General features: G+C 66.3%; 16 protein-coding genes. 2 read left to right on the forward strand and 14 right to left on the reverse strand.

The annotated features are described in order from the left end of the window. Positions 1–223: 223 nt before the first annotated feature. Genes AWR35_RS03530 through surE form a run of 4 tightly spaced genes read right to left on the reverse strand, consistent with a single transcriptional unit; the run spans position 224 to position 3029 of the window. Entirely contained in the window at positions 224–1006 is a 783-nt protein-coding gene (locus tag AWR35_RS03530) for a peptidoglycan DD-metalloendopeptidase family protein (RefSeq protein WP_082663886.1), read from the reverse strand. A gap of 3 nt (positions 1007–1009) precedes the next feature. Next, positions 1010–1591: a YqaA family protein gene (locus tag AWR35_RS03535; protein WP_058574570.1), complete on the reverse strand. Its 582-nt coding sequence runs from the start codon at positions 1589–1591 to the stop codon at positions 1010–1012. A gap of 33 nt (positions 1592–1624) precedes the next feature. Beyond that, positions 1625–2278: a protein-L-isoaspartate(D-aspartate) O-methyltransferase gene (locus AWR35_RS03540; RefSeq protein ID WP_058574571.1), complete on the reverse strand. Its 654-nt coding sequence runs from the start codon at positions 2276–2278 to the stop codon at positions 1625–1627. 10 nt (positions 2279–2288) lie between these two features. Continuing rightward, a complete protein-coding gene (gene surE, locus AWR35_RS03545; protein ID WP_058574572.1) occupies positions 2289–3029 on the reverse strand; it encodes a 5'/3'-nucleotidase SurE in 741 nt (246 codons plus the stop codon). Between the two features lie 136 nt (positions 3030–3165). Here surE and AWR35_RS03550 point away from each other — a divergent pair, with 136 nt between their 5' ends. After that, complete coding sequence (locus AWR35_RS03550) at positions 3166–3714, forward strand: Smr/MutS family protein (protein ID WP_058574573.1); 549 nt, start codon at positions 3166–3168, stop codon at positions 3712–3714. 21 nt (positions 3715–3735) lie between these two features. Here the strand turns inward: AWR35_RS03550 and AWR35_RS03555 are convergent, their stop codons facing one another. The 6 genes from AWR35_RS03555 to secA all read right to left on the reverse strand — a co-directional run bounded on the left by AWR35_RS03555 (position 3736) and on the right by secA (position 11590). Continuing rightward, positions 3736–4242 (reverse strand): hypothetical protein, encoded by a 507-nt coding sequence (locus AWR35_RS03555; protein ID WP_058574574.1) that lies wholly within the window; start codon positions 4240–4242, stop codon positions 3736–3738. A gap of 28 nt (positions 4243–4270) precedes the next feature. Further along, positions 4271–5251, reverse strand: coding sequence for a thiamine phosphate synthase (locus tag AWR35_RS03560; protein WP_058574575.1), 981 nt, complete (start codon positions 5249–5251; stop codon positions 4271–4273). A gap of 5 nt (positions 5252–5256) precedes the next feature. Beyond that, positions 5257–6486 carry a bifunctional glutamate N-acetyltransferase/amino-acid acetyltransferase ArgJ gene (gene argJ, locus AWR35_RS03565; protein WP_058574576.1) on the reverse strand — a complete coding sequence of 410 codons (1230 nt, stop codon included), beginning with the start codon at positions 6484–6486 and terminating at the stop codon, positions 5257–5259. A gap of 30 nt (positions 6487–6516) precedes the next feature. Beyond that, complete coding sequence (locus tag AWR35_RS03570) at positions 6517–7836, reverse strand: DUF945 family protein (RefSeq protein WP_058574577.1); 1320 nt, start codon at positions 7834–7836, stop codon at positions 6517–6519. A gap of 86 nt (positions 7837–7922) precedes the next feature. After that, the gene (locus AWR35_RS03575; RefSeq protein ID WP_058574578.1) at positions 7923–8675 is read right to left on the reverse strand and encodes a hypothetical protein; all 753 of its coding nucleotides are present in this window, start codon (positions 8673–8675) and stop codon (positions 7923–7925) included. Between the two features lie 113 nt (positions 8676–8788). Continuing rightward, positions 8789–11590, reverse strand: coding sequence for a preprotein translocase subunit SecA (secA, locus tag AWR35_RS03580; RefSeq protein ID WP_058574579.1), 2802 nt, complete (start codon positions 11588–11590; stop codon positions 8789–8791). A 145-nt stretch (positions 11591–11735) separates the two neighbouring features. Between secA and AWR35_RS03585 the strand changes: the two genes are divergently transcribed. Beyond that, positions 11736–12197, forward strand: a complete 462-nt coding sequence (locus tag AWR35_RS03585) for a DciA family protein (RefSeq protein WP_058574580.1) — start codon at positions 11736–11738, stop codon at positions 12195–12197. Here AWR35_RS03585 and AWR35_RS03590 read toward each other — a convergent pair. From AWR35_RS03590 to htpG, 4 genes are all read right to left on the reverse strand, one after another. Further along, positions 12194–12784, reverse strand: coding sequence for a DUF2846 domain-containing protein (locus AWR35_RS03590; RefSeq protein WP_066185052.1), 591 nt, complete (start codon positions 12782–12784; stop codon positions 12194–12196). The two genes, AWR35_RS03585 and AWR35_RS03590, sit on opposite strands and share 4 nt — an antisense overlap. 101 nt (positions 12785–12885) lie before the next feature. Further along, positions 12886–13389, reverse strand: a complete 504-nt coding sequence (locus tag AWR35_RS03595) for a response regulator (RefSeq protein ID WP_058574581.1) — start codon at positions 13387–13389, stop codon at positions 12886–12888. Positions 13390–13571: 182 nt separating this feature from the next. Beyond that, positions 13572–14489, reverse strand: coding sequence for a UDP-3-O-acyl-N-acetylglucosamine deacetylase (lpxC, locus tag AWR35_RS03600; RefSeq protein ID WP_058574674.1), 918 nt, complete (start codon positions 14487–14489; stop codon positions 13572–13574). 158 nt (positions 14490–14647) lie between these two features. Further along, positions 14648–16531 (reverse strand): molecular chaperone HtpG, encoded by a 1884-nt coding sequence (gene htpG, locus AWR35_RS03605; protein WP_058574582.1) that lies wholly within the window; start codon positions 16529–16531, stop codon positions 14648–14650. Positions 16532–16625 lie beyond the last annotated feature (94 nt).

The raw sequence follows: 16625 nt of genomic DNA on the forward strand, positions 1-16625 counted from the left end.
AAAACAACATGACATGTTCGATATTATGCAAATATCGATCGAAAACGGGCCAAAGCGGCCCCAAACACACTCCTGGGGCGCCCCAACATGTACAAGACATATACACACCTGTGACATGACAGCGGACCGCGCCTCCACGCCCCGGCCCCATGTGGGTCCGACATGGACACGAGAAAAAGGTTTTCAAGGGTGATTGCCGAGCGGCAACAGCAGATCAGGCCACTCAGGGCAGGTAGCGCTCCGGGTCGACAGGCTTGCCCTGCCGCCGGATCTGGAACAGGAGGTGGCCTCCCTTGCCGGGCTGACGATGGTCGACCGGCCCGACCCGGGCGATGGTCTGACCACGGCTGACCCTCTGACCCTCCGATACCGAGAGGCTCTTGTTGTACGCGTAGGCCGACAGCCACTCGGCGTTGTGCTTGACGATGACCAGGTTGCCGTAGCCCGGCAGGCCGTCACCGGAGTAGACCACCTTGCCGGCGGCCGCCGCCTTCACTGCCGTGTCGATGCTCGCACCCAGGATCAGTCCCTTCTGGGCCGGCGCGCCTTCGGGGAAGCGGTGCAACACCTTGCCCTGCAGCGGCCAGCGCCAGTTGACGGGCGAGGCGGCCGGCGTCGGTCTCGACACCTTCGCCGGGGCGGACGACTTGGCCTTGCGGCTCGACGTGCTGCTCACCGTCCTCGACGGCGCGCGCGCGGTCCTCGTTGCCCCGCTGGGCGGGCTGAGGCGCAGGCGCTGGCCGATCTTCAGGCTGCGGGGGTTGGATATGCCGTTCCAGCGAGCCAGCCGTTGCCAGTCGAGATCGTTGGCCACGGCAATCGAATAGAGGGTGTCGCCCCCCTTGACGTAGTAGACCGGCTGACCCCGTTCCCAGCTACGGTAGTCGGTCGAGGCGGCACACCCGACCAGCAGGAGTGCCGCCAGGACGCCCGCCACCAAACCCGACCAGCGCGCCGCCGGAGGCGACGGGATCGAGCAGTCGTGAGCTGACGGGGCCCTATGCATGGCTTACATCGTCTGCCAGATGCCGATGGCAAGAAGCAACAACGCCACGAACAGCCAACCGAGCCATTCGATGTACTGGCGCAGCTTCGGGGCGACGCGCGGCCCGGCCCAGGCCACCAGCCCCGAGACGAGAAAGAACCGTGCCCCGCGGCCGACGAACGAGGCGAGCACGAAGCCGAACGGATTCATGGTCATCGCACCGGCAGCAATGGTGAAGACCTTGTAGGGGATCGGCGAGAAACCCGCGACCAGCACCGCCCAGAAGCCCCAGTCGGCAAACCAGTCCCGGGCCCGGTCGAAGCTCGCGGCGTAATGGGATTCGGCCAGCCAGGGCTGGATCGCCTCGATCGCCCACAGACCGATGAAATAACCCAGCAAGCCACCCAGGACGCTACCCGCCGTGGCGATCAGCGCAAATCCCCACCAACAGCGGGGCCGTGCCAGCGTCATCGGCATGAGCATCACGTCCGGCGGGACCGGGAAGACCGAGGACTCTGCAAAGCTCAACGCCCCGAGCACGGCGGGCCCGCGACGATGGGCGGACCAGGCCAGAACACGGTCGTAGAGCGGGCCGAACAGCCTCATGCGCACCTCACGCCAACAGGGTCATGCTGCCGGTCATGCGAGCGACCCCGGCAGCAGTGGAACGAACGACACCAGATCGTACCAGCGGGTCTGGTACTCGGTGTCCGCAATCCGGGTGATGACGGTCAGCTTCTGCCCACCGCCCTGGGCGCCGACCGGAATCACCAGCCGCCCGCCAATCGCCAGCTGCTCCTTGAGCTCCGGCGGCACGGCGTCCGGAGCGGCCGTCACCACGATCGCCTCGAACGGCGCCTGAGACGGCCAGCCCTTGAAACCGTCCCGGTGCATGTAGCGGATATTGAGCAGCCCCAGGGCACGGTGACGGGCCTTGGCCTGCTCGAGGAACGCCCCGATCCGCTCGACGGTGAACACCGACTGGCACAGCTGGGCGAGCACGGCCGCCTGGTAGCCCGACCCGGTACCGACCTCGAGCACACGCTTGAGGTGACGCTCGCCGTCCATCACGAGTTCCGTCATGCGGGCAACGATATAGGGCTGAGACAGGGTCTGCCCCTGGCCGATCGGCAGGGAGCAGTCCTCGTAGGCGCGCACGCTCTGCACCTCGTCGACGAAGGCCTCGCGAGGCACGGCGGCCATTGCCTCGAGCACCGGCTTCGACCGGACGCCCTGCGACTCGAGCCGCTCGAGCATGGTCTGCCGCGCCCACTGGTAGTTTCGCTGGATCATCGGCTAACCCTCAGGCCAGCCATTGCTCGAGGGCCGGCATGGTCTCGTGGCGCGTCATGTCGAAATGAATCGGCGTCACCGAAACCCAGCCGTGTGCCAGGGCGTGGAAATCGGTGCCCTCGCCGGCATCCTCCGCCTCACCGGCCGCCCCGATCCAGACGATCTCGCGACCACGCGGGTCGGTGTCACGCACCAACTGCCCGGACGGGTGACGACGCCCCAGGCGCGTCGCCTGCACTCCGCCGATCTTCTCGAGCGGCGCGTCGGGAACGTTGATGTTGAGCAGGCTGTAGGCGGGCAACGGGTGGTTATCGAGTCGACGGATCAGCCACTCGACCCAGTGGGCTGCCGACTCGAGGTACTCCGGCGCGAACGACTGGCAGGAGGCGGCGATTGCCGGCAGCCCCAGCGCGCGCCCCTCGCTGGCCGCGGCCACGGTGCCGGAATAGAGCACGTCGTCACCGAGGTTGGCACCGTGGTTGATGCCCGAGACCACCAGGTCCGGCATTTCCGGCAACAGGCCCTTGATGCCCAGGTGGACGCAATCCGACGGCGTGCCGTCGATCACCCACAACCGCTCCTCGAGCTGGCGAGGACGCAGGGGACGGGAGAGCGTCAGGCTGTTGGAGGCGCCGCTGCGATCACGATCGGGGGCAACGATGGTAACGGTCGCGAACCGGGCGAGTCGCTCGGCGAGTATGTTCAGCCCCGGGGAGAGATAGCCGTCGTCGTTACTTAAGAGAATATGCATGGATTGCTCGTGTCGATTCCGTAAGCCACGCCCGACTCGGAGCGCGGCGGGGTGGTCTGGCAAGGATACCGCCTGCCGGTCGGCAATTCAGCCCGTGCGATGGCACCAACCCGGACCGGGGCGCTATGATGCGCTCATGAGTGACGAGTCACGCATCGACCCCGAGGATCGCGCCCTGTTTCTCGACGCCGTCGGCCCGGTCGAACCGGTCGAAGACGAGCGCGTCGAGCCCGAGCGCCCGCGTGTCAGCGCCCGGCCGCGACGCGAAGCGGGCTTCGACGAGATGGTCGACGAATTCGCCTTCAGCGATCTGGCCGAGGCGCCCGAGCAGGGCGAGCAGGTCCAGTACGTCCGGCCGGGCGTGCAGAAGGCGATCCTGCGCAAACTCAAGCGCGGCGGCTACAGCGTCTCGGCATCGCTCGACCTGCACGGCCTGACGGCCGACCAGGCCCGCAACGAGGTGGGCCGATTCATCCGCAGCGAGCGTGGCGAGCTGCGACGCTGCGTGCGCATCGTCCACGGCAAGGGCTATCGCTCGAACGCCGGCCAGCCGGTCCTGAAGACCCTGCTCAATCGCTGGCTGCCTCAGCGCGACGACGTGGTCGCCTTCTGCTCCGCCCCGCCGCATGACGGCGGCACCGGCGCGCTCTACGTCCTGCTGCGCCGCCTCAACCCGGGCGACTGAACGCACTCACCGCCCCTCGCCCTAACCGCCCGACGGACGCGAGCGGTCCACCGCAAACGGCAACCGCACGAGATACGCCCCTTCGGTGCTGTGGATGGTCAGGTTCGCGAGCCAGTCGCTGCGATCGGTCGTGCAGACCGGCAGGATGATGGTCGCGCGGTACTGGCCGTCGGCCAGCCGCTCGAGCCGGTAGGCATTGATGCCCATGTCCATGCCGACCATCTCGAAGTCGACCCGGATAGCGCCGACCGAGCGGGCGACCTCGCCCTGCGGGGCGACCGTGAAGGCGAATTTCTCCAGCGGCACAACCGTCTCGGGCATCGTCACCCGAAAGGCACCGAGCTCGTCGATCGACACCGTACAGCCCTCGCCTTTCAGGGAACAGTCGTCCGGCGCCTTGACCTGGGTCAACGCCCCGCTGACCGGAACGTCGGTCGAAATCTTGCTCGGCGCCCGCCCCCACAGATAGGTCAGCACGCCCAGGATCAACAGCGTGGCGACCAGCCATTTCGCCTGCTTCATGCTCATCGGTCTCTCCCCGCGGCTCACGCCGCGCTCACCAGAATGCCGAAATGCCGGCCACACCAAAACCGCCCCGGCGCCAGATGCGCGGCAGATCGTCGACACCGACCCCGCCCAGCGCGTAGACCGGCATCGAGGCGGCCTCGGCCAGTTCGGCGAATGCCGACCAGCCGATACCGGAGACGCCCGGATGCGTCGCGGTCGCCCGCAACGGCGAGACGGTCACGAGATCGACGGCCAGTTCGACGGCCCGATCGAGTGTCGCCCGGTCATGCACGGCGGCAGTCACCAGGTGGCCACGCTCCTGGGCCTCACGCACCCTCTCGGCGGGCATCGCCATCAACCGGGCATGATTGAGATGCAGGCCGACGCGCGGATCGAGACCCTCGGGCCAGGGGCCCTCGCCGGGTGGATTGACCACCGGCCAGTGGCCGGCCGCCAGCACCACCCGGGCCAGCGCCGGCCAGGCCACATCCCCCTGCCCGACAGACGGACCGGGGCGCAGATTGACCAGCATCGGCACGGACAAGGCGTGCAGGCGCGACTCCAGCCCCGCCTGCCAGGTGCGCATTCCGGCGGCGTCCACGGGCGGCGTGATCGCCAGGCAGCGCGGCAACACCAGGGCATTGATCAGGCCGCGATTGGCCGGCGGCATCGCGGCCAGCCAGTCACCGCGCGCGTCGCGGTCGAGTGGCTCGGCCGCCAGCGTCTGCCCCTCGACCGAGCGGGGCCGCCCTCCCCAGCCCGTGACCTCGAAACCGATCAGCCGCAAGTGCCGGTCCGGGTAATCCCAGTCGAGGGTGATCAACCGTCGCGCCCGAAGCACGCGGATACCGACCTCCTCGGCCAGTTCGCGGTCCAGCGCAGCACGCAGACTCTCCCCGGGGCCACGCTTGCCGCCGGGAAAGGCGCGCATGCCCGCCAGGTGCTTGCCATCCGGCCGGACTTCCGTCCAGACGCGGCCGTCCGGCTCGCGCAACAGGCCGAGGACGATGTCGGTCCGTGGCCGATCCATCACGATCAGGAACGGTACTCGGCGTTGATCTTGACGTAGTCGTAGGAGAAGTCGCAGGTCCAGACCTGGTCGACGGCCTGCCCGCGACCGAGATCGACATGCATGGTGATCTCGGGCTCGGCCATCACCGCGGCGGCCTCGGCCTCGACGTACTCCGGATCGCGCCCACCATCGACCACGACGCGAACGTCTCCCAGCCACAGACTGACCTTGCCCACGTCGAGGTCGTCGATGCCGGCGTAGCCGACCGCCGCCAGGATGCGACCGAGGTTGGGGTCCGAGGCGAACAGCGCGGTCTTGACCAGCGGGCTGTGCGCGATTGCCTTGCCCACCAGGCGGCACTCGTCGCGGTCGCGGCCGCCGCTGACCTCGATGGTGACGAACTTGGTCGCCCCCTCACCGTCGCGCGCCAGCGACTGGGCGAGAAAGACCGCCACCTCGGCGACGGCATCGCGCAGCGGTGCATAGTTCTGGTCGTCGACACCGGAGACCTCGAGGCTGCCCTCGCGGCCATTGGCGATCAGCATGAAGGCATCGTTGGTCGAGGTGTCGCCGTCGACGGTCACCCGGTTGAAGCTCTCTTCGGTGATCTCGTCGAGCATGGCCTGCAGCACCGGCTTGGGCACCTGCGCGTCGATGCCCATGTAGCCGAGCATGGTCGCCATGTTCGGGTGGATCATCCCGGAACCCTTGGCGATACCGGTGACCGTCACCGACGCCCCGCCGATCACACGCGTCAGCGATCGCCCTTTCGGGATGGTGTCGGTGGTCATGATCGCCGAGGCGGCGCGCAGCCAGTTGTCCTCGACCGCCTCGGCCACCGCCGCCGGCAACGCGGCGATGATCTTCTCCGACGGCAGCGTTTCCATGATCACGCCGGTGGAGAACGGCCAGACGGCCCGATCGTCACAGCCCAGCCGATGGGCGAGCGTGTGGCAGACGGACTCGGCCCGCGCCATGCCGTCGGCGCCGGTACCGGCGTTGGCGTTGCCGGTGTTGATCACCAGCGCACGCGGCGCGACATCGCTGTCGCGGCGCTCGCGGCACATCACCACCGGCGCGGCGCAATAGCGGTTCTGGGTGAACACGCCGGCCATGGTCGCCCCCTCGGGCAACAGCATCACAGCGAGGTCGTCACGATCGGCCTTGCGCACCCCGGCCTGGGCAATGCCAATACGAATGCCGGGAATGGGACGCAGTTCTCCGGCAGCCGGGGCGGTCAATCCAACGCTCATGCCTGATTCTCTCCTCGGTATTTGTACCCCTCAGCCGCCGAACGCCATGTTCAGCAGCTGGTTGGCGGATGTGCCGTTCAGTTTGAGATTGCCCTGACGGAAATCGACGGTCGTCTTGACCACCTCGTCCTCGATCGCGATCCAGCCCTGGGCGACCAGCGGCGCGAGCTGCTCCTCGACCTGCCCGGACTGGCCTTGAGCAGCGGCCTGCTTCTCCAGCAGGGCAAGCGGCATCTCGAGGCTGCCTTCGACCACCACGGCACTGAGCAGCGCCATCCACATCATCGGATTGGGCTCGCCGTCGACCACGCCGCTGGGCAACTCGAGCGACAACGTCATCTCGGTGTCGCCTTCGGCGGTGGTCGCCGCCAGCGGCTCGATCGCGATGCGCGGGCCCTGGCTCAGCAGTGCCGGCAGTTCCTCGCGCATCACCTGGCCGACCGCCTGCTCGACATCCGCGCCACGGGCCGCCAATTTCTGAAGCTCCTCGCTGCGCTCGGCGATCGCACGCACCGCTTCGGCATCGAGGCGATCGACCGCCAGCCGCATGCGCGCATCGCGGAACGACTCGCCCTCCAGGTGAGCCCTGCCCACCCGGTAATCCACCGCGAAGCGGAACAGCTCCCCCTCGCGGCTCGAGTCGAAGCCGATGGTCAGGTCCTCGATGGAACCGGTGCCGTTGGGCTCGACAATTTCCATCTGACCGATGTCGATGCGCCCCTCGCTGTTCCAGACGAAGCCGTCGTCAGCCACCTGGCCCGAAGCGGCCAGGCGCAGTCCTTCACTGCTCATGCGGGTACCGGCCTCGACACCTTCCGCCTGGTCGTCCACCGCCAGCCGGTCACTCTCGATGCGGTAATCGAAACCGCCGTCGGCCGACGTCTCCAGGCGCAGGTCGGCGCCGGAAAAGTCGACCCCGTCACGATCGATCATCGGCACACGTCCGGTGGAATGGGTCCCACCGGTCGGATACAGCGCCGTGGTGAGGGTGAAGTCGGCGTCCTCGCCGAACACCTCGGCCAGTTTGCCGCGCAGGACCGGATCCTGCGGCTCCCAGCGGGTGTGAACGGTGGCGTAGCGACCGTCAAGCCCCGGCAACTGATCGATGCGGTGAGTGAGCGTGATCGGCAGCGGCTCCTGTTCCGGCAGCTGCAGCAGCAGCTCGGATTCCGCGTACGACTCGAGGTAACCGCGCTGGTAGTCGGATACCTCCAGGCTCAGCGCTTCACGCGTGCCCGGGAAGTGCTCGACTTCCGCCAGCGTCCTTTCCATGACATGTCCGGTCACGAACGGGGCGGCGGCAACGGCGGCGGCCAGGACGACCACCACGGCAAGGATCAGACGTTTCATTCCCTGTCTCTCTTTAACGATTGTTGTCACGTGACCAGCGCGGCGGCCGTCACTCATCCAGCTCAGCAACAGTCTGCCACACCGTCCTAGACGCGGTTGTCGCGCAGGAATCGCTCGAACGAAAGGTTGTCACTGACGAAGCGAGACAACCGTTCGAATATCGCCCGGTTGTCGACCGTGCCGTAGGCCTCGATCGGGATGTAGTGCTCGCCCGCCACGAAGGGGGCGGCCAACGGCTCGGAGACCAGCGGCTTGCCGCTATAAAGGCTGGTCAGCAGCCGCGGGGCCTCGGTGTACACCCCGTCCTCGAAGTGCACGTTCAGCACCGCCGCACATGCCCTTACCTGTCGATACAGATCGTCGAAGAAGGTGCCCGACTCCAGCATGCGCACAGGAAACGCATCGATGCGTTCGATCACGCCCGACCGACGCCCCTCGCCGACCGAGCCGAAGAAGGCCACGCTCTGGTCCCCATCGGGGTCGAACGGCAACGGGTGGCTGGGAAAGAGATAGGGCCCGAAGCGCACCTTGCCCTCGGCCAGCGCCCGCGGACAGTGCTCCTCGTAGAAGCGGCGATTGGATGCCGACAGGTCGAGGACCAGATCGGCGGCCCGGGCGGCGAACGCCAGTCGTCGCGCCCGCTTCTTCGACTGCCCCCAGAGCGGCTTGCCCGTCTGGTCATACATCTGCTCGGTCTGCAGCGCGATCTTGTAGCCCCGCCGCAGCCAATTCAGCCCGAACCCCTTGTGGGTGCCGCAGAACACCACCACGCGCTCGTGTCGCGGGCTGAACTGCTCCGGCAGACCGCGGATGATTTCCCAGGCAAGGTGATCGAGCATCACGTGTCTCGAGAGAAACGTGAGCTGTCCGGCTTGTCTCTTGAACACGCGAGGCACGAGACGTCCCGCTCAGTAGGCGCGAGCCCGGCACCCGCACCGGAGCGGCGAGCCGATCACGACAGGCGGCCGCAGCAGTGCTTGTACTTCTTGCCCGAGCCGCAGTAGCAGGGATCGTTGCGGCCGATCTTGGGGTTTTCGCGACGCACCGGGCGGGTGGGCGCCTCGCCACCGGCCTCGCCCTGACCCGAGGCACGGGCGGGCGCGACCGGCTCCTCGGACTCGTCGAAGGTCGAGACCGATTCGTGGCGAGTGCGCAGCTGGCTCGGATCGACGCGCGGGTTGTCGACCAGCTCGTCAAGCATGGAATTGATCTGATCCTGCTCCATGCCCTCCGGCGCGGCGATCTGCAGACGCGTGAGCGTACGGATGATCTCGTAGTTCATGTCGTCCAGCATCTTGCCGAACATCTCGAACGCCTCGCGCTTGTACTCCTGCGTCGGGTTCTTCTGCGCATAGCCGCGCAGGCCGATGCTCTGGCGCAGGTAGTCCATCGCCGCGAGGTGCTCCTTCCACTGGGCGTCGAGCACCTGCAGCAGCACGCCCTTCTCGAACTGGCGCAGGTTGTCCTCGCCGACCAGCTTTTCCTTGGCCTCGTAGTGGCGCTGAGCGGTTTCGATGATCTTTTCCAGGAGGGTGTCGTCGGTCAGCTCGTCATCCTCGTCCAGCCAGCGCTGCAGCGGGAAGTCGAGACCGAAGTCCTCCTTGAGGTGGGTGGTCAGGCCCTCGACGTCCCACATTTCCTCGAGCGCACCGGACGGCACGTAGCGGCGGAAGCGATCGGCGAGCACCTCGCGGCGCATCGACTCGATGATCGGCCGGGTGTCGGTGGTCGCCATGACCGCGTGGCGCTGCTCGTAGATGACCTTGCGCTGCTCGTTGGCGACGTTGTCGTAGTCGAGCAGGTGCTTGCGCATGTCGAAGTTGTGACCCTCGACCTTGCGCTGAGCGTTCTCGATCGCGCGCGAGACCCAGGGGTGCTCGATCGCCTCGCCCGACTTCATGCCGAGCTTCTTCATCAGGCCGGAAACGCGATCGGAGGCGAAGACCCGCATGAGGCTGTCCTCGAGCGACAGGAAGAAGCGGGTCGAGCCCGGATCACCCTGACGACCGGCACGGCCGCGCAACTGGTTGTCGATCCGCCGCGACTCGTGGCGTTCGGTACCCACCACGTGCAGGCCGCCGGCCTCGAGCACCTGCTGGTGGCGCTCCTCCCAGGCCTTCTCGACCCGGCGCTTTTCCTCCTCGGAGGCCTCGGAACCGAGTGCCAGGATCTCCTGTTCGAGATTGCCGCCCAGGACGATGTCGGTACCGCGGCCGGCCATGTTGGTGGCGATGGTCACCGCGCCGGGGCGGCCGGCCTCGGCGATGATCTCCGCCTCGCTCATGTGGTTCTTGGCGTTGAGCACGTTGTGCGGGATGCCGGCCTTCGTAAGCGCCTCGGAGACGAGCTCGGAGGCCTCGATCGAGGCGGTACCCACCAGCGTGGGCTGACCACGATCGCGCGCCGCCTGAACGTCCTTGGTGATCGCCTCGAACTTTTCCTGCGCGGTCAGGAACACCAGGTCGCCGTGATCGATCCGCTGGATCGGACGGTTGGTCGGGATCTGGATCACGTCCAGGCCGTAGATCTCGCCCAGCTCGCGCGCCTCGGTAATCGCCGTACCGGTCATGCCGCCCAGCTTCGGATAGAGGCGGAAATAGTTCTGGAAGGTGATCGAGGCGAGCGTCTGGTTCTCGGGCTTGATCGTCACGCCTTCCTTCGCCTCGACGGCCTGATGCAGGCCTTCGGACCAGCGCCGACCGGCCAGCGTACGGCCGGTGAATTCGTCGACGATCACCACGTCGTCACCCTTGACGATGTAGTCGACGTTGCGCTTGTAGATGGCATGCGCCCGCAACGCCGAGGTCAGGTGCGAGAGCAGCATGATGTTGTGCGAGTCGTACAGCGACTCGCCTTCCTCGAGCAGCCCCGCCTGGATCAGCAATTCCTCGGCCTTGTCGAAGCCGCGCTCGGTGAGGAAGACCTGCTTGTTCTTCTCGTCGACGGTGAAATCGCCGATCTCCTCTTCGGTCAGCGGCGGCTCGTCGTCCTTGGGCTCCTCGCGCGCCTGTCGCTTGAGCTCGGGGATCAGGCCGTTGATCTTGAGGTAGGTGTCGGAGGAATCCGCGGCCGGGCCGGAAATGATCAGCGGGGTGCGCGCCTCGTCGATCAGGATCGAGTCGACCTCGTCGACGATGGCGAACATCGGCTCGCGCTGCATGATCTGCTCGCTCGAGAACGCCATGTTGTCGCGCAGGTAGTCGAAGCCGAGCTCGTTGTTGGTCGCGTAGGTGACGTCGCAGTGGTAGGCGTCGCGCTTGGCGCGTGCGTCCATGCCCGGCACCACCGTGCCCACGGTCAGGCCGAGCGCGGTGTAGATGCGGCCCATCCACTCGGCATCGCGCTTGGCCAGGTAGTCGTTGACCGTGACCACATGCACGCCCTTCTTGGTGATGGCGTTGAGATACACGGCCAGGGTCGCGACCAGGGTCTTGCCCTCGCCGGTCTTCATCTCGGCGACCTTGCCCTGGTGCAGGACCATGCCGCCGATCAGCTGCACGTCGAAGTGGCGCATGCCCATGACGCGCCGGCTCATCTCGCGACAGACGGCGAACGCTTCCGGCAGGAGCGAGTCGAGGCTCTCACCGTCACTCCAGCGCTGGTGGAATTCCTCGGTGCGTCCCTTCAGCTCCTCGTCGGACAGGGCCTGCGTCGCCTCCTCGAGGGCGTTGATCTCCGTGACGCGTTTGCTGAGCTTCTTGACCTGGCGGTCATTGCGCGTACCGAAAACCTTGGCTGCAAGCGATCCAATCATGACATTCCCGTGAAAGCGAAAACCGCGCGCAGAAGCCGCGCGGCAATTGATGCAAATGCGCTGAATCTTACGGCAGATGCGTGGATAATGATAGGCATCGGACCGGGCTCGCACGCCCGGCCACTCGCAGCAGGAAGGCCGCGCGATGAAGCTGGAACAATACCGCCGGAACAACCCCGCACTGGCCGGGATTCTCGACCGCGTCGCGCTCATTCGTGCCTACCAGGCGATCGTCGACGGGCTGGTCTCCGGTCGGTCCGGCCAGTCGGTGCAGGTGATCAACGTCGACGAGCGAATGCTGACTGTCGGCGTCAGCAGCGCGGCTATGGCCAGCCGAATGCGCTTCGAGGCAAACGACCTGCTCGCGCGCCTGCATGAGGCACTCAAGGATCATCCCGGCGCACCGAAACCGGCGGCCATCCGGGTGCGTGTGGTCGCCGACCGCCCCACTCCCGGCAACCCGCCGCAGAAACGGGATCGTCCGCCGTCACGAGCCGGTAGCCAGGCGCTCGGCTGCCTGGCCGAAGCGCAGCTCGACCCGGCACTGTCCCGGTCACTCGGCCGGCTGGCCCAGCTCCTCGACCCGGACAAGGACGCCGACGACTAGATCGCCTCGAGCAGTTCGCCCTTCTTGCGCTCGTATTCTTCCTCGGTGATCACGCCCTCGTCGCGCAACTGCTTGAGTTCGCGCAGCCTGTCGGCGGGTGAGTCGGCGGGCGCCCCGTCGAGAGGCTGGATGCCGCCCTCGGGCAGGTCCGCCTCGACAAGCTTCGAGTCGGTCACGCCCTGACGGCCGCGCTCGGCGTCGACCTCCTGCAGCAGGCTGCGGGCCATCCACATGCCCATCTTCACCTCCTGCCAGACGTAGGTGTTGCTGCCGGCCGTCACCGTGACGGGCAGGGTCGAGACGTTTTCGGTGTGCGACTCGACCCGATAGCTCCCCGGATCGAGCGCCAGCCAGAAGTAGGTCTTCGATGCGGTCTGGCCGATCACGTGCCCGTTGATCGAAACCGTCATCGGGATCGCCGCGCCGAACACCTCGTCCCGGAAGATGTACAGCGCCCCCTGCCCTGCCGGTGGCGCGAACGACTTGGCCTCCGCATCCTTGTCCATCGGCGCCATCGGCACCGAGGCACAACCGGAAAGCAGCAGCAAGGCAGCCGCGGTGATGAACAGTCCATGGATTCGCTTCATCTCGTCATCCCCTGAATGCGCCCTGCGGCTATCAGTCGACTCTACTGCGATTCGTGCAAGCGGGAAACAGTGGCCTGGGGTGATCCGCCCGGCCGGACGGATCAGATCGCCTGCGGGTCGAACGCCGACGGCTGGAGTCGTTGCGGCAGGCGGCCGTCGCGAACCAGCCGTTCGATTCCGGTGAACACCTCGGCACGGCCGAACGGCTTTTTCATGAAACCGTCCGAGCCCAGCCGATCGAGCACCATTTTGGCCATCGACTGTTCGTCGCCACTGATCATGATCACGGGGATGTCGGCGGTCGCCGGGTGCTGGCGCAAGCGGCGCAGGGCCGCAAAGCCGTTCATGCCGGGCAGGATGATGTCGAGGAAGATCAGATCGGGCGGGAACTGGCGGGCCAGTTGCAAGCCCTCTTCGGCATCCCCGGCGCCGATCGGCTCGAACTCGTTCTGGCTCAGCATCCGGCTGAGAATCTTGACTACCGTCCGCGAGTCGTCGATCACCAGGATGCGCAGCCCGCGCGAGGCCTCCCAGCGACGGGCGCGACGACGCTCGACAGATGTACGCAGCCCCAGCAGGCTGCCCATGCGGCGCATGTAGCTCATGACACGTCTCCTTGTGTTGTGAGTTTCGTGCCGGCCTTCCTGGCCGACAACCGGCTGGACGATCCTGTCCGAACCGGACATCAGTCTTGCCGAATCCTTCGACGTTGTCCACCGCCCTTCCATCCAGGCGATCGAGCAAGAAAAAACCCGGCTGGTGCCGGGTCTCGTTCCTGGGCAGAGGCTTACTCGGCCACCTGTGCCGCCGGGCGGGAGAACGACACCGGAGGCGGCTCCTCGTTCTCGAAGGTCACCGTCTCGTAGGCGGATTCCCGCGCCAGCAACGCACGCAGCAGCTGGTTGTTGAGCGCATGACCCGACTTGTGGCCGGTGAAGCTGCCGATCACGCTGCAGCCGAGCAGGTAGAGATCGCCGATCGCATCGAGGATCTTGTGCTTGACGAACTCGTCGCCGTAGCGCAGGCCGTCCTCGTTGAGGATGTGCTCCTCGCCCACGACGATGGCGTTGTCGACCGAACCGCCCAGGGCGAGATTGCGCGAGCGCATCATCTCCAGGTCGCTCATGAAGCCGAAGGTGCGGGCCCGGGCGACTTCCTTGACGAAGGTGGTCGAGGAGAAGTCGATTTCGGCCAGCCGCGCGGACTTGTCGAGCACCGGGTGGTTGAAGTCGATCGACATCGCCACGCGGAAGCCTTCGTGCGGGTCGAAGCGTACCCAGCGATCGCCGTCGACCACCTCGACCGGCTCGAGAATGCGGATGAACCGCTTGTGCGCGTCCTGCTCCTCGATGCCCGCCGACTGGATCAGGAAGACGAACGGGCTGGCGCTGCCGTCCATGATCGGCATTTCCGGGCCATCGATCTCGACACGGCAGTTGTCGATGCCCAGGCCCGCGAGCGCGGACATCAGGTGTTCGACCGTGGAGATCTTCACACCGTCCTTCACCAGGGTGGTGGACAGCTGGGTCTCGCCGACATTGAACGCATGACCCGGAATGGTCGCGTTTTCGCCCAGATCGACCCGGTGGAAGACGATGCCGGTGTCCACGTCCGCAGGGCGCAGGGTCAGACGGACCTGCTCGCCGGTGTGCAGGCCGATCCCCGTGGCGCGGATGGTGTTTCTGAGTGTGCGTTGCTGAACCAAGATCGAAGAACCCAAGCCGGTAAATCGGGTAATTATCGCACGCTAATGGATGCGAAAAAACACGGCATGGCCGCGGATTTGCACCCATTGCGACCGACCGCCCAAAAGAAAGACCCCCGTTGCCGGGGGTCCGTCTGGGGCATTGCGTTATTGGACCGTCAGGCGAGCAGGCGGTTCAATCGGCTGACGAAGTCCGCCGAGTCGCCCAGCTTGCCGCCCTCGGCCAGCATCGCCTGCCCGTAGAGGACGTGCGCGATGTCGGCGAAACGCGCCTCGTCGGACTCGCCCTCGGCCTGCTTGAGTAGTCGATGGTCCGGATTGATCTCGAGGATCGGCTTGGTCTCCGGCATGGACTGCCCCGCCTGCTCGAGGATGCGCTGCAGGTGCAGGCTGACGTCGCCCTCGTCGGTCACGAGACAGGCAGGCGATTCGACCAGACGGCGCGAGCGGCGCACGTCCTTGACCTCGTCGCCCAGGGTTTCCTTGAGCCGGTTGATCAGCGCCTCGTGCTCCTGCTTCTCTTCCTCGGACTCGTCCTCGTCTTCCTCGTCGACGTCGACCTTGGCCTTGGTGACCGACTTCAAGGTCTTGCCGTCGAACTCGGTCAGGTGCGCCATCACCCACTCATCGACGCGATCGGAGAGCAGCAGCACCTCGATGCCCTTCTTGCGGAAGATCTCGAGGTGCGGCGAGGCGATGGCCGCCTGGTAGGAGTCGGCGATGATGTAGTAGATCTCGTCCTGATCCTCGGGCATGCGCTCGATGTAGTCGGCCAGCGAGACCGTCTCCGCATCACCCTCGCCCTTGGTTGAGGCAAAGCGCAGCAGCGCGGCGATCTTCTCCTTGTTGGCGACGTCCTCGCCCACGCCCTCCTTGAGCACGCGACCGAAGGTCTGCCAGAACTCGGCGTACTTCTCCGGCTCGTTCTTGGCCATCTTCTCGAGCAGAGAGAGCACGCGCTTGACCGAGCCCGACCGGATCGTGTCGAGCACGCGGTTGGACTGCAGGATCTCGCGCGAGACGTTCAGCGGCAGGTCGGCCGAGTCGATCACGCCGCGAACGAAACGCAGGTAGCGCGGCATCAGCTTGTCGGCGTCGTCCATGATGAACACGCGCTTGACGTACAGCTTGACGCCATGGCTCTGCTCCGGCTCGAACAGGTCGAACGGCGCGCGCTTGGGGATGTAAAGCAGCGAGGTGTACTCGACCTTGCCCTCGACCTGGTTGTGCGCCCAGGTCAGCGGCGGCTCCCAGTCATGCGAGACGTGCTTGTAGAACTCGGTGTACTCCTCGTCCGTGATCTCGCTCTTCGGCCGCGTCCAGAGCGCGTTGGCATCGTTGACCGTCTCCCAGCGCCCCGGGGTCTCGGTCTCGTTGCCCTCGTCGTCCTTCTCGGTCTTCGGCGGCGCCCACATCTGGACCGGGAAGTTGATGTGGTCGGAGTACTTGCGGATCACCGAACGCAGGCGGAAGTCGTCGGCGAACTCCTGCTGGTCCTCGCGCAGGTGCAGGACGATGCGGGTGCCGCGCTCTGGCTTCTCGACCGTCTCGATGGTGTACTCGCCCTCGCCGTTGGATGTCCAGCGCACGCCGTGCTCGGCACCCACGCCGGCACGGCGCGTGGTCAGCTCGACGTGGTCGGCGACGATGAAGGCCGAGTAGAAGCCGACACCGAACTGGCCGATCTGGTTGGCATCCTTCTGCTTGTCCGCCTCGAGCTGCTCGAGGAAGGCCTTGGTGCCCGAGTGGGCGATCGTGCCGATGTGCTCGACCACCTCCTCGTGGTTCATGCCGATGCCGTTGTCGTCGATGGTGACGGTCTTCGCCTCGGCATCGAAGGACACCCGCACGCGCAGGTCCTGGTCGTCCTCGTAGAGGCCGTCATCGGCGAGCGCCTCGAAACGCAGCTTGTCGCAGGCATCCGATGCATTCGAGATCAGCTCGCGGAGGAACACCTCCGGGTTGGAGTACAGCGAATGGATCATCAGGCGAAGCAGCTGCTTCACCTCGGTCTGGAAGGCATGCGTCTGGGCTTGACTCATGGAAGCGGGTCTCCGTGTTGTCGCTCGATTGCTGATACGGCAGACGGGCGGGCCGTGCGGCCGCCGTCGACGCGGTGGAGATAGGGGCATCGGG

It is taken from the genome of Guyparkeria sp. WRN-7, from assembly GCF_001641825.1.
In the GTDB taxonomy this organism is placed as follows: Bacteria; Pseudomonadota; Gammaproteobacteria; order Halothiobacillales; family Halothiobacillaceae; genus Guyparkeria.

Excerpts from the sequence above, each read along its gene's own strand:
- AWR35_RS03530 (WP_082663886.1), bottom strand. The coding sequence starts at position 1,006 with ATGCATAGGGCCCCGTCAGCTCACGACTGCTCGATCCCGTCGCCTCCG.
- AWR35_RS03535 (WP_058574570.1), bottom strand. The coding sequence starts at position 1,591 with ATGAGGCTGTTCGGCCCGCTCTACGACCGTGTTCTGGCCTGGTCCGCC.
- AWR35_RS03540 (WP_058574571.1), bottom strand. The coding sequence starts at position 2,278 with ATGATCCAGCGAAACTACCAGTGGGCGCGGCAGACCATGCTCGAGCGG.
- surE (WP_058574572.1), bottom strand. The coding sequence starts at position 3,029 with ATGCATATTCTCTTAAGTAACGACGACGGCTATCTCTCCCCGGGGCTG.
- AWR35_RS03550 (WP_058574573.1), top strand. The coding sequence starts at position 3,166 with ATGAGTGACGAGTCACGCATCGACCCCGAGGATCGCGCCCTGTTTCTC.
- AWR35_RS03555 (WP_058574574.1), bottom strand. The coding sequence starts at position 4,242 with ATGAGCATGAAGCAGGCGAAATGGCTGGTCGCCACGCTGTTGATCCTG.
- AWR35_RS03560 (WP_058574575.1), bottom strand. The coding sequence starts at position 5,251 with ATGGATCGGCCACGGACCGACATCGTCCTCGGCCTGTTGCGCGAGCCG.
- argJ (WP_058574576.1), bottom strand. The coding sequence starts at position 6,486 with ATGAGCGTTGGATTGACCGCCCCGGCTGCCGGAGAACTGCGTCCCATT.
- AWR35_RS03570 (WP_058574577.1), bottom strand. The coding sequence starts at position 7,836 with ATGAAACGTCTGATCCTTGCCGTGGTGGTCGTCCTGGCCGCCGCCGTT.
- AWR35_RS03575 (WP_058574578.1), bottom strand. The coding sequence starts at position 8,675 with ATGCTCGATCACCTTGCCTGGGAAATCATCCGCGGTCTGCCGGAGCAG.
- secA (WP_058574579.1), bottom strand. The coding sequence starts at position 11,590 with ATGATTGGATCGCTTGCAGCCAAGGTTTTCGGTACGCGCAATGACCGC.
- AWR35_RS03585 (WP_058574580.1), top strand. The coding sequence starts at position 11,736 with ATGAAGCTGGAACAATACCGCCGGAACAACCCCGCACTGGCCGGGATT.
- AWR35_RS03590 (WP_066185052.1), bottom strand. The coding sequence starts at position 12,784 with ATGAAGCGAATCCATGGACTGTTCATCACCGCGGCTGCCTTGCTGCTG.
- AWR35_RS03595 (WP_058574581.1), bottom strand. The coding sequence starts at position 13,389 with ATGAGCTACATGCGCCGCATGGGCAGCCTGCTGGGGCTGCGTACATCT.
- htpG (WP_058574582.1), bottom strand. The coding sequence starts at position 16,531 with ATGAGTCAAGCCCAGACGCATGCCTTCCAGACCGAGGTGAAGCAGCTG.